The organism is Mesorhizobium sp. WSM4306, assembly GCF_007003975.1.
GTDB lineage: Bacteria > Pseudomonadota > Alphaproteobacteria > Rhizobiales > Rhizobiaceae > Mesorhizobium.
Genome location: NZ_VFTC01000035.1, coordinates 36,219 through 58,597 on the forward strand (window position 1 = coordinate 36,219; position 22,379 = coordinate 58,597).

18 protein-coding genes and 6 pseudogenes are annotated in these 22,379 nt (G+C 59.4%); 8 read left to right on the plus strand and 16 right to left on the minus strand.

What is annotated here, in order from left to right:
* Nucleotides 1-273: 273 nt before the first annotated feature.
* From FJV77_RS28440 to FJV77_RS28485, 10 genes are all read right to left on the minus strand, one after another.
* On the minus strand, nt 274-1,557 hold the full coding sequence (locus FJV77_RS28440; RefSeq protein WP_210326678.1) for a dicarboxylate/amino acid:cation symporter: 1,284 nt from the start codon (nt 1,555-1,557) through the stop codon (nt 274-276).
* 392 nt (nt 1,558-1,949) lie between these two features.
* Nucleotides 1,950-2,711 (minus strand): sulfotransferase domain-containing protein, encoded by a 762-nt coding sequence (locus tag FJV77_RS28445; RefSeq protein WP_063169397.1) that lies wholly within the window; start codon nt 2,709-2,711, stop codon nt 1,950-1,952.
* Nucleotides 2,712-2,994: 283 nt separating this feature from the next.
* Nucleotides 2,995-3,783, minus strand: a complete 789-nt coding sequence (locus tag FJV77_RS28450; protein WP_063169398.1) for an ABC transporter permease — start codon at nt 3,781-3,783, stop codon at nt 2,995-2,997.
* A gap of 3 nt (nt 3,784-3,786) precedes the next feature.
* Nucleotides 3,787-4,701 carry a nodulation factor ABC transporter ATP-binding protein NodI gene (nodI, locus tag FJV77_RS28455; protein ID WP_024505873.1) on the minus strand — a complete coding sequence of 305 codons (915 nt, stop codon included), beginning with the start codon at nt 4,699-4,701 and terminating at the stop codon, nt 3,787-3,789.
* A gap of 261 nt (nt 4,702-4,962) precedes the next feature.
* A complete protein-coding gene (nodC, locus tag FJV77_RS28460) occupies nt 4,963-6,288 on the minus strand; it encodes a chitooligosaccharide synthase NodC (protein ID WP_063169399.1) in 1,326 nt (441 codons plus the stop codon).
* Between the two features lie 15 nt (nt 6,289-6,303).
* Nucleotides 6,304-6,963: a chitooligosaccharide deacetylase NodB gene (gene nodB / locus FJV77_RS28465; protein ID WP_063169400.1), complete on the minus strand. Its 660-nt coding sequence runs from the start codon at nt 6,961-6,963 to the stop codon at nt 6,304-6,306.
* A complete protein-coding gene (locus FJV77_RS28470; RefSeq protein WP_063169401.1) occupies nt 6,960-7,550 on the minus strand; it encodes a NodA family N-acyltransferase in 591 nt (196 codons plus the stop codon). Before FJV77_RS28470 ends, nodB begins: the two co-directional genes overlap by 4 nt.
* An 853-nt stretch (nt 7,551-8,403) precedes the next feature.
* On the minus strand, nt 8,404-9,612 hold the full coding sequence (locus FJV77_RS28475) for a beta-ketoacyl-[acyl-carrier-protein] synthase family protein (RefSeq protein ID WP_063169402.1): 1,209 nt from the start codon (nt 9,610-9,612) through the stop codon (nt 8,404-8,406).
* Entirely contained in the window at nt 9,613-9,894 is a 282-nt protein-coding gene (locus FJV77_RS28480) for an acyl carrier protein (protein WP_029356603.1), read from the minus strand.
* A gap of 785 nt (nt 9,895-10,679) precedes the next feature.
* Nucleotides 10,680-10,955, minus strand: a complete 276-nt coding sequence (locus FJV77_RS28485; protein WP_063169403.1) for a hypothetical protein — start codon at nt 10,953-10,955, stop codon at nt 10,680-10,682.
* Between the two features lie 697 nt (nt 10,956-11,652).
* Between FJV77_RS28485 and FJV77_RS28490 the strand changes: the two genes are divergently transcribed.
* Nucleotides 11,653-12,069, plus strand: a complete 417-nt coding sequence (locus FJV77_RS28490) for a hypothetical protein (RefSeq protein ID WP_063169404.1) — start codon at nt 11,653-11,655, stop codon at nt 12,067-12,069.
* A gap of 238 nt (nt 12,070-12,307) precedes the next feature.
* Here FJV77_RS28490 and FJV77_RS33410 read toward each other — a convergent pair whose 3' ends face one another.
* The 3 genes and pseudogenes from FJV77_RS33410 to FJV77_RS28505 all read right to left on the minus strand — a co-directional run.
* Nucleotides 12,308-12,799: a cytochrome c gene (locus FJV77_RS33410; protein WP_244514239.1), complete on the minus strand. Its 492-nt coding sequence runs from the start codon at nt 12,797-12,799 to the stop codon at nt 12,308-12,310.
* A gap of 41 nt (nt 12,800-12,840) precedes the next feature.
* A complete protein-coding gene (locus FJV77_RS33145; protein WP_127312611.1) occupies nt 12,841-13,074 on the minus strand; it encodes a hypothetical protein in 234 nt (77 codons plus the stop codon).
* A 9-nt stretch (nt 13,075-13,083) separates the two neighbouring features.
* Nucleotides 13,084-13,363, minus strand: a pseudogene (locus tag FJV77_RS28505) (DUF411 domain-containing protein); the annotation flags it as partial.
* 801 nt (nt 13,364-14,164) lie between these two features.
* Here FJV77_RS28505 and FJV77_RS33150 point away from each other — a divergent pair.
* From FJV77_RS33150 to FJV77_RS28525, 4 genes and pseudogenes are all read left to right on the plus strand, one after another.
* Nucleotides 14,165-14,369, plus strand: a pseudogene (locus tag FJV77_RS33150) (isopenicillin N synthase family oxygenase); the annotation flags it as partial.
* Nucleotides 14,370-14,377: 8 nt separating this feature from the next.
* Nucleotides 14,378-14,647: pseudogene (locus FJV77_RS28515) on the plus strand (pyridoxal-phosphate dependent enzyme); the annotation flags it as partial.
* A gap of 278 nt (nt 14,648-14,925) precedes the next feature.
* Nucleotides 14,926-15,089, plus strand: a pseudogene (locus FJV77_RS28520) (thioredoxin domain-containing protein); the annotation flags it as partial.
* Nucleotides 15,090-15,130: 41 nt separating this feature from the next.
* Nucleotides 15,131-16,585, plus strand: a complete 1,455-nt coding sequence (locus FJV77_RS28525; protein ID WP_063169408.1) for a glutamate synthase subunit beta — start codon at nt 15,131-15,133, stop codon at nt 16,583-16,585.
* Nucleotides 16,586-16,654: 69 nt separating this feature from the next.
* On the opposite strand, the pseudogene FJV77_RS33155 reads toward FJV77_RS28525, so the two are convergent.
* Nucleotides 16,655-16,849: pseudogene (locus FJV77_RS33155) on the minus strand (DUF459 domain-containing protein); the annotation flags it as partial.
* Between the two features lie 1,181 nt (nt 16,850-18,030).
* Nucleotides 18,031-18,339 (minus strand): helix-turn-helix domain-containing protein, encoded by a 309-nt coding sequence (locus FJV77_RS33415; RefSeq protein ID WP_236473435.1) that lies wholly within the window; start codon nt 18,337-18,339, stop codon nt 18,031-18,033.
* A 365-nt stretch (nt 18,340-18,704) separates the two neighbouring features.
* Here FJV77_RS33415 and FJV77_RS33160 point away from each other — a divergent pair, with 365 nt between their 5' ends.
* From FJV77_RS33160 to FJV77_RS28550, 3 genes and pseudogenes are all read left to right on the plus strand, one after another.
* On the plus strand, nt 18,705-18,947 hold the full coding sequence (locus FJV77_RS33160; RefSeq protein ID WP_224571023.1) for a hypothetical protein: 243 nt from the start codon (nt 18,705-18,707) through the stop codon (nt 18,945-18,947).
* 1,053 nt (nt 18,948-20,000) lie between these two features.
* A pseudogene (locus tag FJV77_RS28545) lies at nt 20,001-20,222 on the plus strand (insulinase family protein); the annotation flags it as partial.
* 57 nt (nt 20,223-20,279) lie between these two features.
* Nucleotides 20,280-21,338 carry a class I SAM-dependent methyltransferase gene (locus tag FJV77_RS28550; protein ID WP_024504268.1) on the plus strand — a complete coding sequence of 353 codons (1,059 nt, stop codon included), beginning with the start codon at nt 20,280-20,282 and terminating at the stop codon, nt 21,336-21,338.
* Between the two features lie 421 nt (nt 21,339-21,759).
* Here the strand turns inward: FJV77_RS28550 and FJV77_RS28555 are convergent.
* A partial coding sequence (locus FJV77_RS28555; protein ID WP_142869745.1) for a transposase occupies nt 21,760-22,379 on the minus strand: 620 nt, incomplete at its 5' end.

The window sequence follows — 22,379 nt, forward strand, 5'->3', positions numbered from 1 at the left end:
GGTGCGCTCCCGCGACGGCTTGGGGCGGCAAGCTGAAATAGTTCCCCCACCCCGCGGATAGCGCATTCGACGAACAGCGCTCCATGCGCACCCAGATGAGTCTCCGTGAACCGTTCGTTTGCTTAGGGGCTTCATGGTGTTGTATTACTCACTGCGTTAGTACTCTATTTCCAGCGCTCTTTGGAGGCTGGCAATTCGACTGTTGTGTCAAGGCCGCTACTTACACGTCGCGCTGTTGCGATCTTGCTTGCGGGGAGCCAGTTTGATGTAACCCTAACCGCGGAAAGCGGTTTCCATCCGTGACTGGTCCAATTCGCCTTCCCAGCGAGCGACAACGAGCGATGCCACCGCATTACCGACTAAATTCGTCAGCGCGCGGCATTCCGACATGAAGCGGTCCACGCCAAGAATTAGAGCCATTCCGGCAACGGGAACACTCGGCACGACAGAGAGAGTAGCGGCCAATGTGATGAAGCCGGCGCCGGTGACGCCTGCCGCACCCTTCGAGGAAAGCATCGCAATTAGCAGCAGGAGGATCTGATCGGCAATTGACAAATCTGTGTTCGTCGCCTGGGCGATGAAGAGGGCGGCGATCGTCATGTAGATATTGGTACCGTCCAGATTGAATGAGTATCCAGTAGGGATGACGAGACTTACGACCGAACGGGCGGCGCCGGCCTTCTCCATCTTCTCCATTAGCGAGGGCAGCGCGGCCTCCGAGGAGGACGTTGCCAGGACAAGCAGCAGCTCGTCCTTGATGTAGCGGACGAGAGAAAAGATCGAGAAGCCGTTGTAGCGGCAGACCGCGCCGAGAACCCCGAACACGAAGAGGAAGGCGGTAAGATAGAACGTCGCGACCAGTATCGCGAGGTTGGCCACCGAACCGATTCCGTATTTGCCGATCGTAAAGGCCATTGCGCCGAAGGCGCCGATGGGTGCAGCCTTCATCAGAATGCCGACGAGCTTAAAAATGGGGGCGGTAAGCGCCTGGAGAAAGGTAACGACCGGCCTGCTCGTCTCTCCGGTCATCGCCAAAGCAATGCCGAACAGGACCGAGAAGAACAGGACTTGCAGGATGTCGCCTTCCGCGAAGGCACTGGCAATCGTTGACGGGATGATGTTCATCAGGAAGCTGGTCACGGACTGCTCGTGAGCCGTGGCCACATAGCCCTTAACGGCTTGGACATCGAGCGAGGCCGGATCGATGTTGAGGCCGGCGCCAGGTTGAACGATATTCGCGACAATCAGTCCGACAACGAGTGCAAGTGTCGAGAAGGTGAGGAAATAAACCATCGCCTTGGCGGCAACTCGGCCGACCTTCTGCAGATCGCTCATGCCGGCAATGCCGGTCGCAATTGTCAGGAAGATGACAGGTGCGATAATCATCTTGACGACTTTGATGAAGGCATCGCCGAGCGGCTTCAGGCTCTGGCCGGTTTCCGGATAGAGGTAGCCAATTGCGGCTCCCAGGACTATGGCGGCAAGCACCTGCACGTAGGTCCGGGCAAAATGGGGCTTGCGGGGCGCTGCGATCGCGCGGGGGACTCTTGGAACCAACACCGTTTCTCTCTCCCTGACCGGATCGGGGTGGGGGCTCCTCCTTCTCCCATGCTGCGCTCCGGTCGAGCGCTGCTGTCATCTCGGAGCAAGCGCCGTGCCAACTGGAGGCCTGTCCCGTCCAGCGAGATTGGTGCGGGTTGCGCACTGGAACCCTCCACCTTTGCCGGAATTTGCACTCAAGGCTCGCCAAAGATCGCGTCTGAAGAAGTGCTTCGCCAGAGAGGGAATTGACCAGGTCGCCTTGCGGCCGTGTCTTTGATGTCTGCCGCAGATCGACTGCCGGCCGATATCTCTGTCGTCTTGGTGACTTTGGTTTGTCAGTTTTGCGACGGAATGCGCGCAAACTGCAGGATATCCTACACGCCCATCAGAGCACGCGGTACAAGCGATTAAGCGTAGGAGCGCATTGAATCTCCGAGGTCAAAAAATCTTGAATAAGGTCCCCGTGCGAAGTGAATCCGCAACTCGTCAAAGTTCTCCACCGTTTGATCCAGCGGTCGCGTTTCCTGGCGCTGCAGGATGGCGTTATCTGATGGCTCAAGCGCTGGAACGCCCAGGAAATCCCAAACCGCTCCCAGGCATTGGGCAGGTTCGTGAAGTAGGCTCTCGTATTCCATTACAAGCAGGTTGGTCGACGTGAAGGAGTCCATAACGCGAGCGTGAAAATCGTCGGCGGCTTTGAAATAAGCCTCACAGTCGGCGATTGACAACCTGACGCTCGGTGGCCGAGCGGTATCGTTGTCCCAGCTGAACTTCAGCCAGTGACCGCTTTCCCTGGCCTGCACAAAGGATCGGAGCGATTCCAATACGTTTCGGCGAACAACAAGGATGACCTTGAGTGCTGGCCAACGAGCCAGTTCCGCAAAGAATGCGGGACGCTCGCGAAACTGAGGTTCATTGATCTTGCATCCAAGATGCGTCACATTCTTGTAGTCGCGCATAGGGCAGCGCACATAGGCAAGCTCAAGAAGCTCGCGATCCGTGCCTAGCAGGCGATCAGTGCTGGGCCAATTGGGATCATATTCGTTTAGCAACTCACCGTTACTCAAAACGGTCGGATGCTCGTTTAGCAATTCTTCTAAATAGTGTGTTCCGGTCCTTGGCATAGCAAGGATCACAAAAGGCTCAAGAGTTGCTTCGTTGTGGGTCATTGCATGTGTATCCAACTAAATAATGGCCGCGACGGTCTGTGGACGCGCACAAGAAGCTTGGCTGCTATCGATTGAACGCTCCGGGTGGGTCCGCGCCTCACCATCCAGCCTGTTCTTCGAGGTGTGGTCGCGAAGCTGGGCGGGTGCCTGCAGCGGCTGGGTGGCGCCCGGCTTCGGCGTTGTACCACTCGCGATTCCTAGCATACGCATGCCTCCGGGCCGCTGTGGGCAGTTTGCATCCGGCATTGCGGACCTCCTTCTGGTTAATGGGTGTAAGCAAGCGTCAACGCATTAGTCGTCGATGAAACAGTCCAGCCGACAGAAAAAAAGGCAATACAGCGAACATGCAAAGTGCGCCTATATGCAGCCCTACATTGTCGCCCAGGCGGCCGAGCATCACCGGACGGATTAGCTCGATAGAATTCGCCAGGGGCGAGAAGGCCGCAATCTGCTGAAACACTCCTGGCAATTGGCCGACTGGAAAAACCGCGCCCGAAAGGAACAGCATGGGTGTGATGACAAGCGTCTGATAGAAAATAAAATAGTGATAACTGGGCGCGAGCGCGATGACGAGCATGGCCAGGCTCGCAAAGGCGAATCCGGTGAGAGCGACGACCGGTAGCACGTAGAGAACCGACGTCCACGCGGCATAACCTAGCGCGGCCGCAACAATCGCAATTGTCGTACCGGCCAGAAAAGCCTTTGTGGCTGCCCAGGTCAATTCACCGAGAACGATGTCGCCGAGGGTAAGTTGTGTGTGCAGGATTGCTTCCCAAGTGCCCTGATCGCGCATTCGACCGAAAACCGCGTAAATTGTTTCGAAGGTTGATGCTGTCATCGCGCTCGTCGCAACCATGCCGGCTGCCAGAAAGGCGATGTAGGATGCACCTTCGATGCGGCCTACCAACAGTCCAAGGCCAGTGCCGAGCCCGAAAAGGTAAATCATCGGATCAGCAAGGGTGCCGAGCATTGAAGCAAATGCCACCTTCTTCCATGCCAGATGATTGCGGCGCCACACCGCCATCCAGTTCCAGGCGTTGGCGGGTAGAGCGGCCGCAAAACGTTCACCCATTGCTCACTTCTCCATCTCACGTCCGGTTAACCGCAAGAAAACGTCCTCCAGACTGGGTGGACGCTCTAGAATACGCAGACCCGCTCGACCGCGAAGCTGGATGCGCACATCCTCCGGCTCAGGCGCATAGCAAAAGAGCGTCTCGCCGCTTACCTCGACACGCTGAACGTACGGTCTGATCAGCGAAATCAGCTCCTGTGGATTACCGCCGAAGATCTCGATCACGTTGCACCCAATGTACTCGTCGATCAGCGCATGAGGACTGCCCTCGGCGATCTTGCGTCCCCGCTCGAGAACACACAGCCGATCACAAAGCCGCTCAGCCTCTTCCATGAAATGGGTGGTCAAAATGATCGTTTTTCCGCTCGCCAGCAGGAAACGAAGTCGCTCCCAGATCAGATGGCGGGCATGCGGGTCGAGGCCGGTCGTGGGCTCATCCATCACAAGCAACTGGGGGTCGTTGATCAGAGCACGTGCCAGCGTCAGGCGCCGCTTCATCCCGCCGGATAGCAGGCCGACACGTGAATCCGCCTTGCTCTCAAGGCGAGCGAACTCGAGCAGCCGTGGGATGACGGCGTTGATCTCTCTTGTACTCATGCCGAAGTAGCGCCCGAACACCAACAGGTTCTCACGTACCGTAAATTCCAGGTCGAGATTGTCGAACTGCGGGACCACGCCTATGCCCTTGCGGGCCAAGCGGCTGCGTGCCGGCACTGGTAGACCGAGGACTGTTATATCACCCGCGTCAGGCCGGGTCATACCGAGGAGCATACGCGCAATCGTGCTCTTGCCTGCGCCGTTAGGCCCCAGCAGACCGAAGCACTCTCCCGATGCAACGGTGAAGGACAGCCCGTCCACAACGAGCTTGTTTCCGAATAATTTGGTTACGCCGGTAAGGTCGATTGCTACATTGGACATGCGTCTATCTCAAGCGGAATGAGTCCGATTGGCCACCGGCAGCTTACTTGCGAATTCTGGTTCAGAGCAGGCCACCGCCTTGAGATGACACCTTTGGAAAGTCGCGGCCGGAGCGACGTGTGTATCGCTTCCGCCAAAGAATAACGTCAAGATGCCACGTGTCGCTTCCACATAGTCCCCGTTCTGACCATAGGTAACTCGACAAGCTTCACCCCGTGTCGACTGACACAACTTACTCGGTCACTCGGCGCTGCAAGGCCGTCAGACTTCACTAGCTGTGAGCGAAAGATCTGCAGTATGAAGTGACTCCGCAATTCCAGAATTGCCCGCAGCATTTGCTCCGCCAAGCGGCATCGCGCTTGTGATTTCCTTTGTGCTGCTGTTGGGCAGGGGAACACTTTTACGCGACAGCCAATCGCTATTGCTCAATGTACACAGGGCGTAAGCCTTCAAGGGGATCAACAGGAATATCCTGATTAACGCGTGCATTGAATAGCCGATGAATCGAAGCTGCCGAGTGCGGAAAGATAACACCGTAGATCTGATTATGGTCATCGTGACAATAGCCAGCACCGTCCACCAATTTACTGTATGTGAAAATAGTAACTCACCGAGCGCCGTTACTACCGCGATGCCGAGCAACAATGGGCCGAGATTCTCTCCCATCACATCCAAAGTTAGATAGCGATCCAGGCCACGCAGTAGACCTCGCGCAAGCATCGTGTCCCGGAAAGTGCTTCGTGCCCAGCGGAGTTGTTGGCGCAAATAAGGTCCCATCTTGTCCGGAACGACTGTCGCCGCGACGGCACCTGGAACGTACTCGGTTCGAAAGCCTGCTTTCAGCATGAGGATCGTAAGATGACGGTCTTCACCGAAGTCGCTTGGTTTCCCCCTGAACAGCTGCGTCTCGTATTGATCCAGCAGAGAAAGGAGACAAGACCGGCGGTACATTGCACATGGGCCGCAGCAGCACATGACCGCACCAAAGCGACCTTGCGCCGCGCGCTCCTCATTGCAAGCCAGCCAGTATTCCATATCGATCAATCGGGTCAACCAAGTGTCGCTGCGGTTGTATGCCGTCAGCTGGCCCATGGCCGCTCCGACCATGGAATCCCGCATTTTTACTGCAAGCTTCGTGATGACGTCGGACGCAAGTGTCGTGTCAGAGTCGACGCTGAGCACGAAATCTCCAGATGAGCGGCGGATGGCGGCGATCTGCGCCTTGCGTTTGCCAACATTTTCGCGGAGCAGAATGAAATTGAATCTCGGGTCGCCCTCGTAGGCGTGATGTACCGGGATGACGGCATTACGATTTCCAGAACCGTCGTCAACCAGATAGACCTGAAATGTTCCGGAGTAATCTTGATTTGCAATGGAAGCTAAACACGCCGCGAGTGTGCGCGGGTCCTCATTGTAGCAGGGGATAATGACATCCACGCTCGGCCAACGGTCGGATCCGAACAAGCTTTCCGACGGCGGCGTAACATTTTCCGGTTGGGAGTAGACCGCTTGCATGCCTCTGTAAACAGTCGAGAGCACCGCATAAGACGAAACGGCAACAGTACTGGCTGTGGTGAGAAGGTCCATAGGATCTCTGTTTGTTCAGGGATGTTGAGGAAGTGATCGGATTACAAATCCGCGGCCGTGCAATTCTGGAATTAGGCGTGACAACGCTGTCACCGTCTGGTCGCGCAGACTGGCTTGATTGCCTGGTTGCAATTCGTCGGGAGCGCACCCGTCGTGCAACAGCACGATTGCGCCCGGCCGGATATCGGCGAGCACTCTGTCGACGATGGCGTCAACGCCGGGGCGAGACCAGTCGCGTGGATCAATGGACCAATGGACGGGCGCCAATGCCTCACCCGCTAATGCAGCGATTACTTCTTCGGTCCAGATGCCATAGGGTGCACGAAAGTACCGAACCATGGCCTGCGGGCAAGCCATCCCTATGACTCTGTTTGCCTCAACTATCTGGCAGTCGACTTCGACGGACCCGCATTTAGCTAGGTCCGGATGAGTCATCGTGTGGTTGGCTATACCGTGGCCGTCTGTAATAATTCGGCGAACGAGTTCCGGCTCGTCGGCCGCGTAGGCCCCAACAACGAAGAAGGTCGCCGGCACCTGATGTTGCGCCAGCACATTGAGTATCTGCGGTGTGAAAAATGAATTGGGACCGTCGTCAAACGTCAGATAGACGCTGCGCTCTGCAATGCGATCGGCATTGTCACTCTGCCCTTCGCATATGTAGTCCAGAGGCTTCATAGTTCCGGACCGTTCCGGTCGATCAGGGTACCAGACGGCCACTCGTCCATCGAGCGTCCGATCGGCGAAACCAACACGAGTACGTCTTCCAGGCGCGTGGGCGGCAGGTCGGGATGCACATCTGGACGGGTCGACCGTACGCGAACGCCCGACACAATGTTCGCGAGGCCGGCTCTGCAGAATCTTTCGACATGGTTTCGCAGCGCGTGCCGAACCGTGCCGAAAGCGAATGGAACACCCAACTGATGGAGCACTGGGTACGCCACGCGCATCGAAAAACCGATTCCGAGCCCTTCAAGATCCGGACGAACCGCGTACAGGCCCAATTCAGCGACGATCAAGTCGACCTCGCCAACTTTGATGAAGCGCCGCAGCATGCCGATGTGAGCCGCTACCCCATGCGCGTCGTAGCCGATTGCGCGGAATTCCGGCCTCGCGCCGGCCCAACTGCGGCCGCCTTCGAATGGCTCCGCGTTGAAGGCGCCAGTCCGTCCATAGGTCTTTCGAAAAAAGTCGGAGAGTTCGACATGGTCGGCCAGTTGCAGCTCATTTTCCCAGCACAACTTCCACTCGACATTCGGACGCATGGAAGACCTCACCTTGTAGCTGTCTGGTTGAGATAAATGTCCAAGCATTGATTAAATAATTGGCGTCGCGCCAACGGGGCGTAACTTGTGGGGACCGCCGAAAGACCAAGCCGCAATGCAGATGCGACTGACTTTGTACGCCCCGCACACCAGATGATGCTCCTCAGATCCAACGCAACCATCGGAACTACCTATCTTTCCAACTTGAAGCGCTTCTATGGGACCTGCAGCAAAAACGGTAAAATCCTTTGTTTAGATGAAAGGTATCCACGCTTTGGATAACTGGGCGAATGCGTTCCATATGGCTGGTCAATTATCGTCGTCACGCTCGAGGCACTTCTGACGAAGCGCAAAGCTCACGCCCGCGGCACGCGCGGCCGTTGCCGGGCCGCGCGATTATCTCCGTAAGAGCCGAGTGGAGCTCAGACACGACGATTGATCAGAATCTGATTCGCGGGTTCAGTATCTCTTTCGTGTATCCAGCTCTGGGCTGTCCTTTGGCGGGAGTTAGGTTCGCCCAGGTTCTGAGCCTGGGGCGTTGGCCCGTTCGCCGCGCAGGCTCCTTCGCACATCGTCGAGGCCGAGAAAGAGGGGCCACACAGCTCCCCCTGTACTTTCCACCACCCGACACCAGCGCTCACCCAGGGCGCCGGCCTTGCTCACCTCAACGGATAGCGCACTCGCGCCGCTTCACGATTAAAAGAATTCTACAAGCAAGATGCCTGTTTGATCGAGAGACGTCCGCTGCCAATTCCCGCATCGCAGAGGCAGCCAATAGCGCTCGCTTTACATAGTGGTCCGGCAAGCAGCTAGATACGACAGGTGACCTCAAATGAGGCGTCTTGCATGGCTTCTACACCTGCCTGAATGCCAGAACTGCGTTCGTACCGCCCATGGCGAAGGCGTTGCTCATGGCGACGCGCACCTTGCGCTCCCGCGGCACATTGGGTGTGATGTCGAGGTCGCAAGCGGGATCTGGCTCGCGATAGTTGGCGGTCGGCGGCACGACGTCCTCTTGGATTGCCATCACGCAGGCGATCATTTCAAGCGCGCTCGCTGCGCCGAGGCAATGCGCGTGCGTGGACTTGGTGGAAGAGATGGACATCGAATAAGCGTGGTTTCCAAACACACGCTTGATCGCCGCCGTTTCAGTCTGATCATTGCTCTTGGTACCGGTGCCGTGCGCGTTGAGGTAGTCGACGTCCTCGGCATTCAGCCCGGCATCGGCAAGGCAGGCGCGCATCGCCGACGCTGGCCCCTCGACAGATGGCGCGGCAATGTGGAAGGCATCGGCGGAAAGGCCGACGCCGGCGATCTCGGCAAGAATTGTGGCACCACGCCTCGTGGCATGCTCGTAGCTTTCCAGCACGGCCATGCCCGCACCCTCGCCCAGCACCAGGCCCTTCCTATCGGCGGAGAAGGGCCGGCAGGTATCGGGTGAAAGCACGCGCATTGCTTCCCATGCTTTCAGCACGCCCCATGCGAAGGGTGCGTCGCTGCCCCCGGAAACCATTACGTCGGCCCGGCCCAGCTTGATCTGGTCCACCGCCGAGGCGATCGCATGGTTGGCCGAGGCACATGCGGAGGTCACCCCGAAGACCGGCCCGCGCAAGCCGAGGCTCAAGCTAAGATGGACGGAAGCGGCGCTGGGCATCACCTTTACTCCAGTGAAGAGTTCAGCACGGATTGCGCTACCCAAAAGCAGTGAGCGGTAAGTTTGTTCTGTTGCGTACGAACCGGTAAATCCGACGCCCACTGTCGCGCCGAAGCGATGGGCATTCCCCTCGTCGCAGGAAAGTCCGGCCTGCCGCATGGCTTCGCGCGCTGCAAGCACGGCGAGCAAGCTGAAGCGGTCCATGGAGATGAGATGCCCCCGGTTGATGTCGTGCTGGGGCAGCGCCTTGATCTCAGCGCCGGTCATGCCCTCCAGGTCATGAAGCTCGGAATTGGCGATCGGGCCGATGGCGGAGCGGCCTTCGCGCATCTCTTTCCACATAGAGGCGGCCTCGGTGCCCAGTCCGCACAGGCCGCCCACTCCGGTGATAACGACGCGCCTGTCCATTCAAGCCTCCTTCGCAAGCAAGCCGCGGACGGCTTCCACGACGTCGCCGACATTCTTGAGATTGGACCAGGCATCGGCCGTGTTCATGTCGATCTTGATGCCGTAGGCCTGCTCCACATCCCAGAGGACGTCCGCCAAACCCAGCGAATCGAACCCGAGCGCGTCCAGTTCCGTGGCGATTGTTATCTCGCCGACGAATGACGCAGGCATTCCCTCACCGCTCTCCGACTCGGCGCGTTTCTTGATCAGGGCAATGACGTCCGTTGCGAATTGATCGGCCATTCTGTTTCCTGTCTTTCTTTCCCGCGTTTCGACCTGGACGCGGCTCAGTTCCTGAGGCGCGCCGCGTCGCGAAAGCCATCACGCTTGGGCAACTGACAAAACCCAATGCTCATAAAGCCGGATCAGGTCCGGCCGGTGTGTGGCGTAGGTGCAGTATGACGATGTGAGCCGCTACACGTGCGCGTCTCCCGGTCTGTCCATAGGCTCGGAAGAAGTCGGACAGTTTGACATGGCCGGTCAGTTGCAACTCCCTTTCCCAGCACTCCACTGCCCGGTAGAGCGCATGAAAAATCTCCTTTCGGGCGGTTTCTTAAGACGCTCGCCACGCCATGAGGCAGTGGGGGCATCGGTGTCCATCAGGTGCTTCTGCCCATGCAGGATTCCAGAACATTGATGAAATCGTTTGTTTCGATGAAAGGCATCCACACTTTGGATGGTTGACCACGCTTTTCAAAGATCGTGAACTACATCTCCTCGTTGTGCTCGACGCACTCCGGACAAGTAACCTCATGGGCGCGGCATGCAGGATTAACCGAGCCCAGCCGGTCATGAGTGCGGCCTTGCCGGGTCGGGCGATAGGCAGTCATGCCCTGCCCTTCCTGCGGGTCAAGCACTCCGAAAAAACATTTCCCCCATAAATGCTAGATCTTCCGTTGCCTTTTCGCGTCACAGGCCGTCAAACGCCCGGCCGTTCACAACAGTGATCCGGCAAGTGTTTGGCTGCGCGAGACGATGCTGCAGGGAGTCGTCCTGCATGGCACTTCGCTATGATGCTGCGGTGCCGTCTAACGGCGCCTCGTGCTTGAACGCACTGAACGGCCACCGCGATCAAAATCGATGGTTCGAGGACCGTTGATCATCACCCCGCCAGCCTCGATCTTGTTTGCCGCCACGAGAGCGACACAGAGACTGCTGGTGAAGATGCCCGCCTGCCCGCTATGTTCCGGATGGTTGACCATCCCGGATGGACCCATCGAGGGTGTCAAGGCGAGCATGAGCACAGGCGCGAACAGTTCACGGGCAGGCGCGACGGTGGCCGCAAAGCAACGTCGCGCCAGCATGCGATCTCAGCAGGATCGGCACCATCCTGTCAGGGAGCAATGCGAGTGGCTGGCTTAGCCGCTGCGACGCTGCCCGGCATCGCGTTCAATTGATCTGGCGCCTTAAATGCAGGAAGGCTTCGCGGCCGGTACGAGGCGCATCCCTCCTCCGAAGCAGCACGCCCAAGTATCATCACAAGCCCCGAGCGCCCGCGTTCGGCGATGTCCAATTTCCGACAATGTCGGAATACAGTCAGATCTGCTGGATTGACTTTAAATGGTTTTCTCATTTGGCACAGCGCATGCTGGTTATCCGGAAACACGTGACCGACCAACAAGAAGTCGCATGACACAACCGAAGCCATCCATGTCTGACGGGCTGCCCAGGATACCTACTGCGACCGCGCTTGCCCGGTGACGACCGCTCCGGCTCCGCCCGTTACCGACGAGGCAAAGTGACGGATTTCCTGCGTTTCAACGACATGGAGGTGGTTGTCATTCCCGCTGGGGGACAGACTCGGCCTGTTCAAGGCATTGCGCGAAGGCGGCAAGATGACGGCCACCCGTGCGCGAACTCAAGGAGCGCAGCCTGTATCGTGTATCAGGCAAATAGGCCGTCGGTCAGTGACCTTGACACAGGGGACATGCGCAAGGTCCTGAAGTTTGATGCAGCGATAGAAGGGTGCCAATGACAACAATAGCTTACAGGAACGGAACCATGGCTGGCGACGGCCGAGCCTTGGGTTTTGACTCAGTATCCGTCGGTGAGAAAACGAAGGTGTTTCGCTTATGCGACGGCACACTCATCGGCGTTTCCTCTTCGTCCTTGGGTATTCCAAAGGCCGTTCGAGACTGGGTTGAGAAGGGCATGGATGTTTCTGATATTCCTGTGCCGCGCAACGACGACAATTTTGAATTTGAGGCGCTGATAGTGCGCAAAAATGGGGAAGCCGTATTGTTGGACGGCAATTGGCTGCCAAGTGATCCCGTGAAAGGTGAATATTATGCCATCGGGAGCGGCAAGCAGTATGCTTTGGCCGCGCTGGTTTTGGGCAAGTCAGCTAAGGAAAGCGTCGAAGTTGCCGCGAAACTCGACGTTTGGACTGGTGGCACAGTCACTGCCATAACTCACTAAACCCGCCTTTCGGCGGGAGTGTGACAGTGCGAGCGTGGAAGTAGGGCGCCACCCCGGGGCACGTCGAGCCCTGTCATGTGAGCTGGTCCATAAGCGCGCGAAAGCGTCCAGTTGTGGCCAAAAGCACGATTTGCGACAGAACCGGCCCGCTTCTATGAGTATGGGCCGCTTTTTGCGGCCAGCGTGCTTGCCATCCTGCCGCCAGTGGCCGTCGCCTTCTTCTTCCAAGGTTACCTCGTCATGAAGTAGAGCACCACGATCTTGTCGGAGAGATCGGAAGGCGGACGGCCCTTCCGTCCGCGTCGGCCAGTTCGAAAGGCGGCGCGGCCTGCTCGTCGATCGCCTGGAAGAACCTCTCCGCGCTGTCCCTCATCTTGTCGAGATCGGCGCCCGGATGGTGGGCCAGCGCGGAGGTCCCGAGGATCAGCGCCAGAAATTGAATCGCAAGCGACGGTTTCGCTTTCATGGACAATGCATTCCGGTTGGGGGCGTTCGAGGGCTCCGCGGCTAGGATTGGTCTCACTGTGTCTGCTCCCGCTCCCGGCGGCTCATCTGCCTGATAGGCGCGTTCCCGCTCGGGCCATGTGCTTTTGATGAAGGCCAGAACGGCCCGGATCTCCTCGTCGGTGAGGACATTCCCGAAGCCCGGCATGTCGCTCTGGTAGCCGCCGCCGACGACCGCGGCCGGTCCCGGCGCCGGCATGCGTCCCGAAGGCAGCGGGCTTTCCAATCGCGCTGACCTTCGCCTGGCTAAAACCGTCTTGCCTAGCGCTATCGCCGCGGCCGGGGCGCGGCCATCCGGTTGGCGAGCCAAGGCAATGTCCAGACCAATCCGAGGCCTGCCGCGGCCACGCATCGATAAGAGGACCGACGCCCTTCTCCTTTGCCGCCGCTGGAGAACAGGTATTTGATCAGCGCGGCCGTCCCGAGGACGAGCACGACGACGACAAGCAGCCACACCAGGCCCGTGCCGAACATCATCATGCCGCTCATGCATTCCATCATCGAAGCCTCCTATTCCGTGGCGTAGATGCCGCCGGTCGCGTCAGACTTTCGGATTTCGAGAATCTCGAAGGGCGCTTCCTTCGTGCCACTCATGCCGGGGGAGCCCATCGGCATGCCGGGCAGCGTCATGCCCTTTGATGTCGGGCCGCTCGGTCAAGAGCTTGTTGACCGTGCCGACCGGCACATGGCCGCTCACCACATAGCCGTCGATGAACGAGAGAAGGCAGCCATCGGCTTCCGGCGGAATGCCCTCTTCGCGGCTCATGGCGAAAAGGTCGTGAGTCGGCCTTGACGGTGATTCCTGGAAGGCCGATTCCAAGGCGAGCTGGCTTGAAGGCCGCGGTCCGGATGGTCGACTAGGCAGCTTGGTTCCACGATCGCAATGCTTGATCGCTTCATTGCAGGCCATGGGCTCTCGCCCCCTCCTTTTGCCACACGAGGCGCCAGCTCACGTGTTGTTGTTGGCGTGCGCCCCGGCAACCGCTTTCACCAGCCGCTCCAGCGATCCCGCGCGCTCCAGCTCCGCAAAGAATGATGCGGCGTGACGCTACCCAGCCGGTGCTTCTCGGCCTTCCAATTAAACTGTCTCGACGAAAGAGCCGTCTCCGTTGCTCCGGTCTCGGTGTTGAGTTCTCTAAGGCTGCGCCACACCTTGGTCCCCACGCCGGCAAATGATCTCACTATGCAGCCCGTGCTCGCACGCTCTCAAACTAATTACCGCTGCTGCAACACGCCGCCTGGCGGCCTGCACCGAAAAGCCGACAGGGGTGCATCTGAATAGCCGTGAACCCAGGTCTCAAAGACCATCCGGCGCGACGAGCGGACGCACCGCACGTGTGACACCCGCCTTGTGGGGCAGGGTTGCCTTTCTCAATCCCGGCGTTGGTCGGCGTCCCAATGAGCAGCAAGCTATTATCGGCCGCCGAATCTTAGTGGCTTCGTCGAGAGCCTCAATCAACCAAGCGGCGAAAGCCCCGCTAGAGTCTCCGCCCGCCTGTCGCTATGAAGCAGTTGCAGCCAGCGCTGCTTCAGGCGCATGAACTCGCCCGATGCAATGATTTCCGTCGCCCTGGGTCTTTCGAAGGGCACTGTTTCTATTCCCTTCTTCTTCGGCGCGCGGCTTGATGCCGACATACGGTTTCTTGACCTGCCGCCTGAACTGGCTGCCGAAGCGGGTGCCCCGCCAGCGACCCCGACAATCCCCTGTTCCGCAACTGCTGAAGAGCCGACTGCGCTCGCATCCCGATATTGCGCAACGGCACTATGCCGACATTCTGGAGACCGCAGCCGCATGAGCCTCGAGATGTTCCGCCGACCGTCGACAAAGGCGTCCTCTCGCCTGCGTCCGCCATTTGTCAGTGCTCGATCTGATTGGGGAGACGCCGGTCGTCGAACTGAAGAGATTCGATACCGGCAGGTGTCGTCGCTTCGTCAAGATCGAAAGCCAGAATCCCGGCGGATCGATCAAGGATCGCATTGCGTTGTCGATGATCGTTAATGCCGAACAGCGTGGCACGCGCGGGGCGGTACAATCATCGAAGCGACCGCTGGCAACACAGGGCTCGGCCTGGCCATCTGGCGGCACGAAGCGCGTGATCGCGTGTCCAAAAGCTGACAGCGTCAGACAAATGTCAGGTTCATTACAACCAACATCTGGGCACTGACGAGGTTTTTCGAAGCAATGGGCGCTAACTGCGCGCTGAGCGCGTTGGCATGGCTTTTGAGACTGAGTGACTGTGACTGCACTCAATGGGGCAAGACGAGCGATGCGCTCCTCCCTGAACCCGTGTGCCGTCTCTGAGAGGAAACCAGCTCGTGCAGAAACCTTTGGAAATAGCTTTGGACCGCAACGTGGTATTGCAGATGGAGTCCCCGGCTCCTTCGATTAGAGTCGAGAACTGGCTGCATGGCGAGCCCCTCACGAGCTTTGAGCCCGGCAAGTGTACATAGTCGAATTTTGGGCAACTTGGTGCGGCCCATGTGTGGACGGGATGCCCCATCTGATCCAGCTGCAGGGCGTCGCCAGGCGCACCATCTGGACAGCAGGAACTGGACTATGGGCAAGGTAACAGGCTTTCTCGAAATCGACCGGCAGGTGCACAAGTACCAGCCGGCCTCCGACCGCATCCGGCATTTCCGCGAATTCACGCTGCCGATGTCCGACAAAGAGGTCGAGAAACAGGCCGCGCGCTGCATGGATTGCGGCATTCCGTTCTGCCATGGGCCGACGGGCTGCCCGATCCACAACCAGATCCCGGACTGGAACGACCTCGTCTACAATGGCGACTGGGACAATGCGATCCGCAACCTGCATTCGACCAACAATTTCCCGGAGTTCACCGGCCGCATCTGCCCCGCACCTTGCGAGGAAGCCTGCACGCTGAACCTCGAGGACATCCCCGTCGCCATCAAGACGGTCGAGCAGGCGATCGCCGACAAGGCTTACGAGACCGGCCATATCAGGCCCTATCCGCCGGAGAAGAAGACCGGCAAGCGCGTCGCCGTCATCGGCTCCGGCCCGGCCGGCATGTCGGCTGCCCAGCAGCTCGGCCGCGCCGGCCACGACGTCCATGTCTATGAGCGCGAGAGCCGGCCCGGCGGGTTGATGCGTTACGGCATTCCCGACTTCAAGATCGAGAAGCACTATATCGACCGGCGCATCGAGCAGATGCAGGGCGAGGGCGTCACCTTCCATTGCGGCGTCAATGTCGGCGTCGACAAGCCGGTTGCCGAGCTGCTCGCCGAACATGACGCCGTGCTTTATTGCGGCGGTTCCGAAACGCCGCGCGCGGCCGGCATTCCCGGCGACGATCTCGGCGGCGTGCATGACGCGATGCCCTATCTGGTGCAGCAGAACAGGCGTGTCGGCGGCGAACCGATCCAGTCGGTGGCGTGGCCGTCGCATCCGATCCTCGCCGGCGGCCAGCATGTCGTCGTCGTCGGCGGCGGCGACACTGCCTCCGACTGCGTCGGCACCGCCTTCCGCCAGGGCGCGGTGCGCGTCACCCAGCTCGACATCCGGCCGCAGCCGCCGGAAAAGGAAGACAAGCTGTCGGTCTGGCCATACTGGGCGACCAAGATGCGCACGTCATCCTCGCAGGCCGAAGGCGCCGAGCGCGAATTCCAGGTGGCGACGCTTGAATTCATCGGCGAAAACGGCCAGCTGACCGGGGTCAAATGCTGCGAAGTCGACGAAAAGCGCAAGCCGATCGCCGGCACCGAATTCGTCATCCGCGCCGATCTCGCGTTCATCGCCATCGGCTTTGCCGGGCCAGCCGCTCGCGGGCCGGTGTCGGAACTGGCCGGCCAGATGAAGATCGCCATTGACAGCCGCCGCTCGAAGAATGTCGAGGCCAATGACCGGGACTACAGGACCAGCGTCGAAAAGCTCTATGCGGCGGGCGACGTGCGGCGCGGCCAGTCGCTGGTCGTCTGGGCGATCCGCGAGGGCCGCCAGGCGGCGCGCGCCATCGATGAGGCGCTGATGGGATCGAGCGTGCTGCCGCGCTGAGTCCGTCTCGAGACCCTACTTGTGCGGCCACCTGAAGGCGCTTTCCGCCCTTCCGCTGCCCCGGGCAGCTTACGGACTGATCGCCGTGGTCGTTTCGGTTGTGGCCCCGGCCGCAGGCTGCCGCCTTGGCGGCCAAGAAAAATCGTCGGCGCGGCCGGGCGCAGCAGCGGGCGCCTTGCCCTCGACGACGAATTTTTCACCGGGCCCGTCCGGCTTGGCCGGCGCTGCGGCACCGAGAAGTTCCGAACCGCCGTCGAGTGCCGGTGATTGCGAGTCGGCGTCGGTAGCCGGGTCGGCGGCCTCAGTCTTTTCCTTCGAGGGTGGACTACGTTACTGGCCAGTACCGGCAACGCATCGAAGGAACTTTACAATCATAAAGGTACGTCACTGGTCTCGCGGCTCACCTATGACGATCTAGACGCGCATTCGAGTCCACAATCCGACTGGCATTTTCGTAAAGGCCTCCTCGGTGCGGGCGGCATCAGGGAGGATTTTCTCATGACGAGGACTTCTTACGGAAATGGGGGGCTACTCAAACACATTCAGTGATCAGCGCGGGGGCGGCGTCAGCTATTTCACCGCCGATCTTGGATATAATTTCTTGAACTCACCGCGCTACCGCATCGGTGCTTTTGTTGGCAACAATTTCTGGCACGAGAGCTACGATGCTTTCGGTTGCACGCAGCAGGCGACCAACTGGGGAACCTGTGTGCCAACCGTCCCACCTACGTCAACCTCTCAGCCAGGACAACGATTGGCATTCGCTGCGACTCGGCTTGGCCGGGCAGACGCAACTCACCGAGCGACTCAGCCTTTCTGGTGACGTGGCGTTCCTCTTCACGCGGCTCGACGGCAAAGAGCAGCACCACATGCGCCCAAGATCAAGCTAATTCCCGAAGACGGCGATGGGCATGGCGTCCAGCTCGAGGCGGTGTTGCGGCCGTGGCGAATAACGGCACCGCTCATTTCGAAGAGGCAATGGGCGGTCGTGGTTCCCCGCAGGCCGACGATTGGAAGGCAAAGCGCTACGGCGTTTTCGTGCAGGCTAGCATCAAGTTCAACTGAGAGAGCAAGAACCGAGGAGAGCGGCGATGCCACTCCAGCTCATTACGATCATTGGATCAACAGAAGGAAGTTTTCCGAAGAGTTTTGCAAGCGTGCGCAAAGTCGCCAGACAAAGTTCTCTCGGTCCATAGTGTACGTGCCGTCACGCCCGTTCTCGACATGGTTGAATGATACGTCCCGCGCGATCGATCAAAGTCGTTTTTCATTGGTTTTCCGGAAATCGCGGGGAGCACAGCGTGCTGTGACCCTCGCCTGCTGGTTTTCTGTCAACGCGCAGATGAGGGAGAATGAGCGTACAGCAAAAATCATCAGTGCTGTCGCTTTCGCCAAAGCCCGCCGCAGCTAAACGGGGTCCCACGCCCGGTAGCGCCCCCTGCCGGTCACCTCACGGATGCCGAGTTCGGCACCAGCCCGAGCGCAGCGCGCTGGCTAATTTTCAGCTCGGCCGCGACCAGACCTGCCGACACCAGCGGCCGCGCCAGCACCAGCTCGATCAGCGCCGGCAGGCTCGAGTTTTTGCGCCGGTTCCTGAGCCGGCGCTCCATCTGGCTTTTGGCCAGCGCCTGGATGATTGCAAGGCTGAAACAGTCGATGGAACGCCCCTCCAGCGAAGCCGAACCGGACGAGGCGCGCGCGCCAGGTCCTTCGGCTGCCATCGGCACGCTGGGTTTAAGTGCTTGGGGTGACACGGCGTGATCTCCGCCGTTGGCGGGAACAGGGCAGTGCAATAGTACTGCCCTGTTCCTTTTGATCAGAGGCCAGTGCGGATTTCTTCGGCAAGCGCCCTCAACGTCGTCTCGACGTCATCGCCGTTTACCATCTTCTGCATCGCCACGGCCCATGCGTTCATGGCTTCGCCGAAGCCGACACGCGGTGTGAAAGCCAGCGCGGCTTGGTCCTGTATCTTTTTGAAGCTGTCAACGAAGTTGTTGAACTCGGGCTGCGAAGCGTACTTAGTCCAGGTGTCGTCTGCCAGGTCGACGTGCGCGGCGGATTGACGAGCTGGCCAGCAAGGGCACCCTTGAGCGCCACCTGCTTGGAGGTGGCCCACGGGATGAACAGCCAGGCCGTGCCCTTCTTTTCGGAAGCCGCGTTCATGGCGAGAGCCCAGATCCAGATGTCAGACTCCAAGCTCGTGGCGCTCGGTGCGTGCAGCGGCGGAGCGAAGGCGATCTTGCCGGATGCCGGCTTCCCCGCAACATCGTTCCAGAAGCCGAACATATTTGAGTCGATCGTCATCGCGCTGCGGCCGGACGCGAAGGAAGGAGCCGCGCACTTCTTGATCATGTCCACGTAATGTAGTCGTATCCAGCATCGGTAAGCTTCCAATCGCTCAGGTATTTGTCCAGCGGCTCCAGGGCGCCACTCGGAGCGAGGTCCTACGCGGGCTGAATGCCAGTGCCGAACACATCCCATGCTGGCGACTTCGTCGTCAGTTGGATCGTCATCTTGTTCCAGTAAGAATCGTCTGGGTAGAGTTCCGGCGTGACCTTGATGCCGGGTCAGCTTCTCGAACTCCGGAAATTGCGCAGCGAGAGCATCCGCATAGGGGTGGATGTCGTAGGCCCAAGTTATGCTGGTCCCTTCGAATTGACGCCAGTTCACGGTGTCGGCAGCGGCCGAATTAGTGAGCGATGCCGAGACGGCAAAAAACGCCAAGTCAAAAGCAAGCTGTTTGCGAAGCGACGCGCACCTGTAACGAGTACGGGGAATGAGCGACCCATGTAATCCTCCCTGGGGCATTTTGCCAATTTTTGGGTCCACTCCTCCATCCCGAGTTCGCTCATAGCCACAATAAGCGGTTTCCAACGAGCTCGCTCTGAATGCACCAGGCCAACTGGGTAAAAACGGGTAACCGGCACTAAAAGGCGTTGTAGTATCGCCACCAGAAATACTGCTCCGTGGTGCTGGCCTTTGCCTGGGGGCGCAACACGGCAACTACCCGCTCAAAACGGTTGGTCCTCTACCTCTTATTCACCGTCGCTTTCCTCGCGGCCTAACCCGGCCGGAATATCCGTTGCCAGAAAAAGGCCTCGCGGCCGGTTCGAGGCTCATCCCTCCTCCGAAGCAGCACGCTCAAGTATCGTCACAAGCCCCGAGCGCTTCGCGTTCGGCGATGTCCAAATTCCGACAATGTCGGATACAGTCAGATCTACTGGATTGCGTTTGAATGGTTTTCTCATTTGGCACAGTACATGCGGGTCATCCGCAAAACACGTGACCGACCAACAAGAGTTCGCATGATCACCTTACCACAACATACAGCCGCCGCGGAACAATCACTTGGCCCCTGATCGCCCACCCCGGCACCACAACCGGAGTCATCGATGTTCTGACAGGCTGCCCAAGGATACCTGCTGCAACAGGGCTTGCCCTGGTGACGACCACTCCGGCTCCGCCGGTTACCGACGAGGGCAAAGTGACGGATTTCCTGCTTTTCAACGGCATGGAGGTGGCTGTCATTCCCGACCACCGCGCCGGTCGTCACCCATATGGTCTGGTGCAGGATCGGCAGCGCGGAATGAGCCGCCGGGGATATCTGCATGTCTTCGAGCATCTGATGCTCAAGGCGCCTCATGACGAGCACGGCTCCGTCGCCTGGAGAGATTGAACCCAAAGGGAGATTCAGATGTCTGAAGCGAATCAGGAAAAGTTGGACGCATTCTTGGGGAAAATGGTCGGCGATCTCGGTGCGATCGCAACGGGCGCGGGAGTCCTGCTGGGGGACAGACTCGGCCTGTTCAAGGCATTGCGCGAAGGCGGCAAGATGACGGCCGCCGAACTTTCGACACGCACCGGCACCCAGGAACGCCTCGTAAGGGAATGGCTTTCCGGGCAGGCGGCGGCGGGTTACGTCGACTACGATGAAGCGAGCGACAAATTCTATCTCAACGCCGAGCAAGAGCTGGTGTTCGCTGATGAAGACAGCCCGGCCTTCATGGCAGGCGCATTCGAGTTCCTGTCCGCGCTGTGGCTCGATGAAGAAAAGGTGAGGCAGGCATTCCAGTCCGGCAAGGGCGTCGGGTGGCACGATCATAGCGCGTGTCTGTTTCGCGGTACGGAACGGTTCTTCCGTCCAGGCTACAATGCCAATCTGATCGACTCCTGGCTGCCGGCCTTGGAGGGCGTCGTCGAGAAGCTCGAACGCGGCGTGGACGTCGCGGATGTTGGATGCGGTCATGGTGCATCGACCGTGCTCATGGCACAGGCCTTCCCCAATTCGCGCTTCGTCGGCTTCGACTATCATGCCCCTTCGATTGAGCGCGCCCGCAAGGCGGCCGAGGTAGCCGGCGTCGGCGTTAACACGCGGTTCGACGTGGCGGCCGCCAAGAGCTATCCCGGAACCTATGACCTCGTCACATTCTTCGATTGCCTTCACGACATGGGCGACCCGACGGGCGCCGCCACCCATGTCCACGGATCGCTCAAGCCGGACGGCACGTGGATGATCGTCGAGCCGTTCGCGCATGATCATCTGGCGGCGAACCTCAATCCCGTCGGCCGCGTTTACTATGCCGCTTCCACTTTCGTGTGCACGCCCGCATCCGTGTCGCAGGAAGTCGGGCTCGCGCTTGGAGCCCAGGCCGGTGAGGCGAGGCTGCGCAAGGTTGTGACCGGCGGCGGCTTCAAGCGATTGCGTCGCGCCGCGGAGACACCGTTCAACATGGTGCTGGAGGCCCGCCCTTAGCGTGGCCGTCGCCAGAAATTGCAGCTCATCGCATTTGATGAAGATCACCGCCAAAAATCCGGACGCATCGGGCACATTTTCAAGGCGTCTGGGTTCACGCAGAGGTCGCTGCCGAGTTGTGTGCCAAGAGTCCCATACGTTGCGGCTCAGAAAGGACCCCACGCACGGCGACGAACATGCCCATAGCGATGGCCGCTATAATCACATATGTCCACCATGGCGCGTTCACAAAGCTGGTAAGCCACGTCGCACCGAACGCGCTTACGACAAAAACGAGAGCCTCGATAAAAAGACTGAGCCTGTACACATTCAGTCGTCTCATCCTCATACCACCCATCCAAAGACTGAGCTTGTTGCGCTACTGCGACAGAGCCTAACATATTGGAGAGTGCTCACTAGTCGACCGTGAACAATCCGAGCCCTAAGCGGCGACCGGCTTCGGCCGGATTTGAAGCAGGGCAATCAAGAGCGACAAAAACCCCTTCAGCCACCTGAGCAGGAGGGAGAAGTTGTAGCCGGCGGCGGCCAGGATGGCGTTGAGGGTGTCGCCCTGCTGGCCGGCGAGGTAGTTGCGGCCCATTCTGTGTTCGCTCTTGATGTGGCCGATGACGGGCTCGACCGCCGACCGCCGTCGCATCTGGCGCTTGATGGCTGGGGTGACGCGGCGTTTCTGGCCCGCGGTGAAGACCCTGAGCTTGTGGCTCTGCGGTGCGTTGTGGCCGCGATAGCCGGCGTCGGCGAGGATGCGGCCGATCTCGTTGCCGATGGTCTTTTCCATGTCGGGGATGACGCTTGCCAGCGTGTGGCCGTCATAGGGATTGCCGGGCAGTGCTTTTGCATGCAGGGCGAACTGGCCGCCCCTGGAGCGCTTCAGCGTGGTGGCCACCGACACCTTCACCCCGAACTCGTAGGGCGCATGCGCCTTGCCCTTGCCGATGCATTCCACCTCGTGTGCGTGCAGGCTGTAGATCTTGCGGCCGCGCTGGCGCTGGCGTTGCTCGAGAACGGTGGCGGCCTGGTAGAGCGGCCATTTGAACAGCG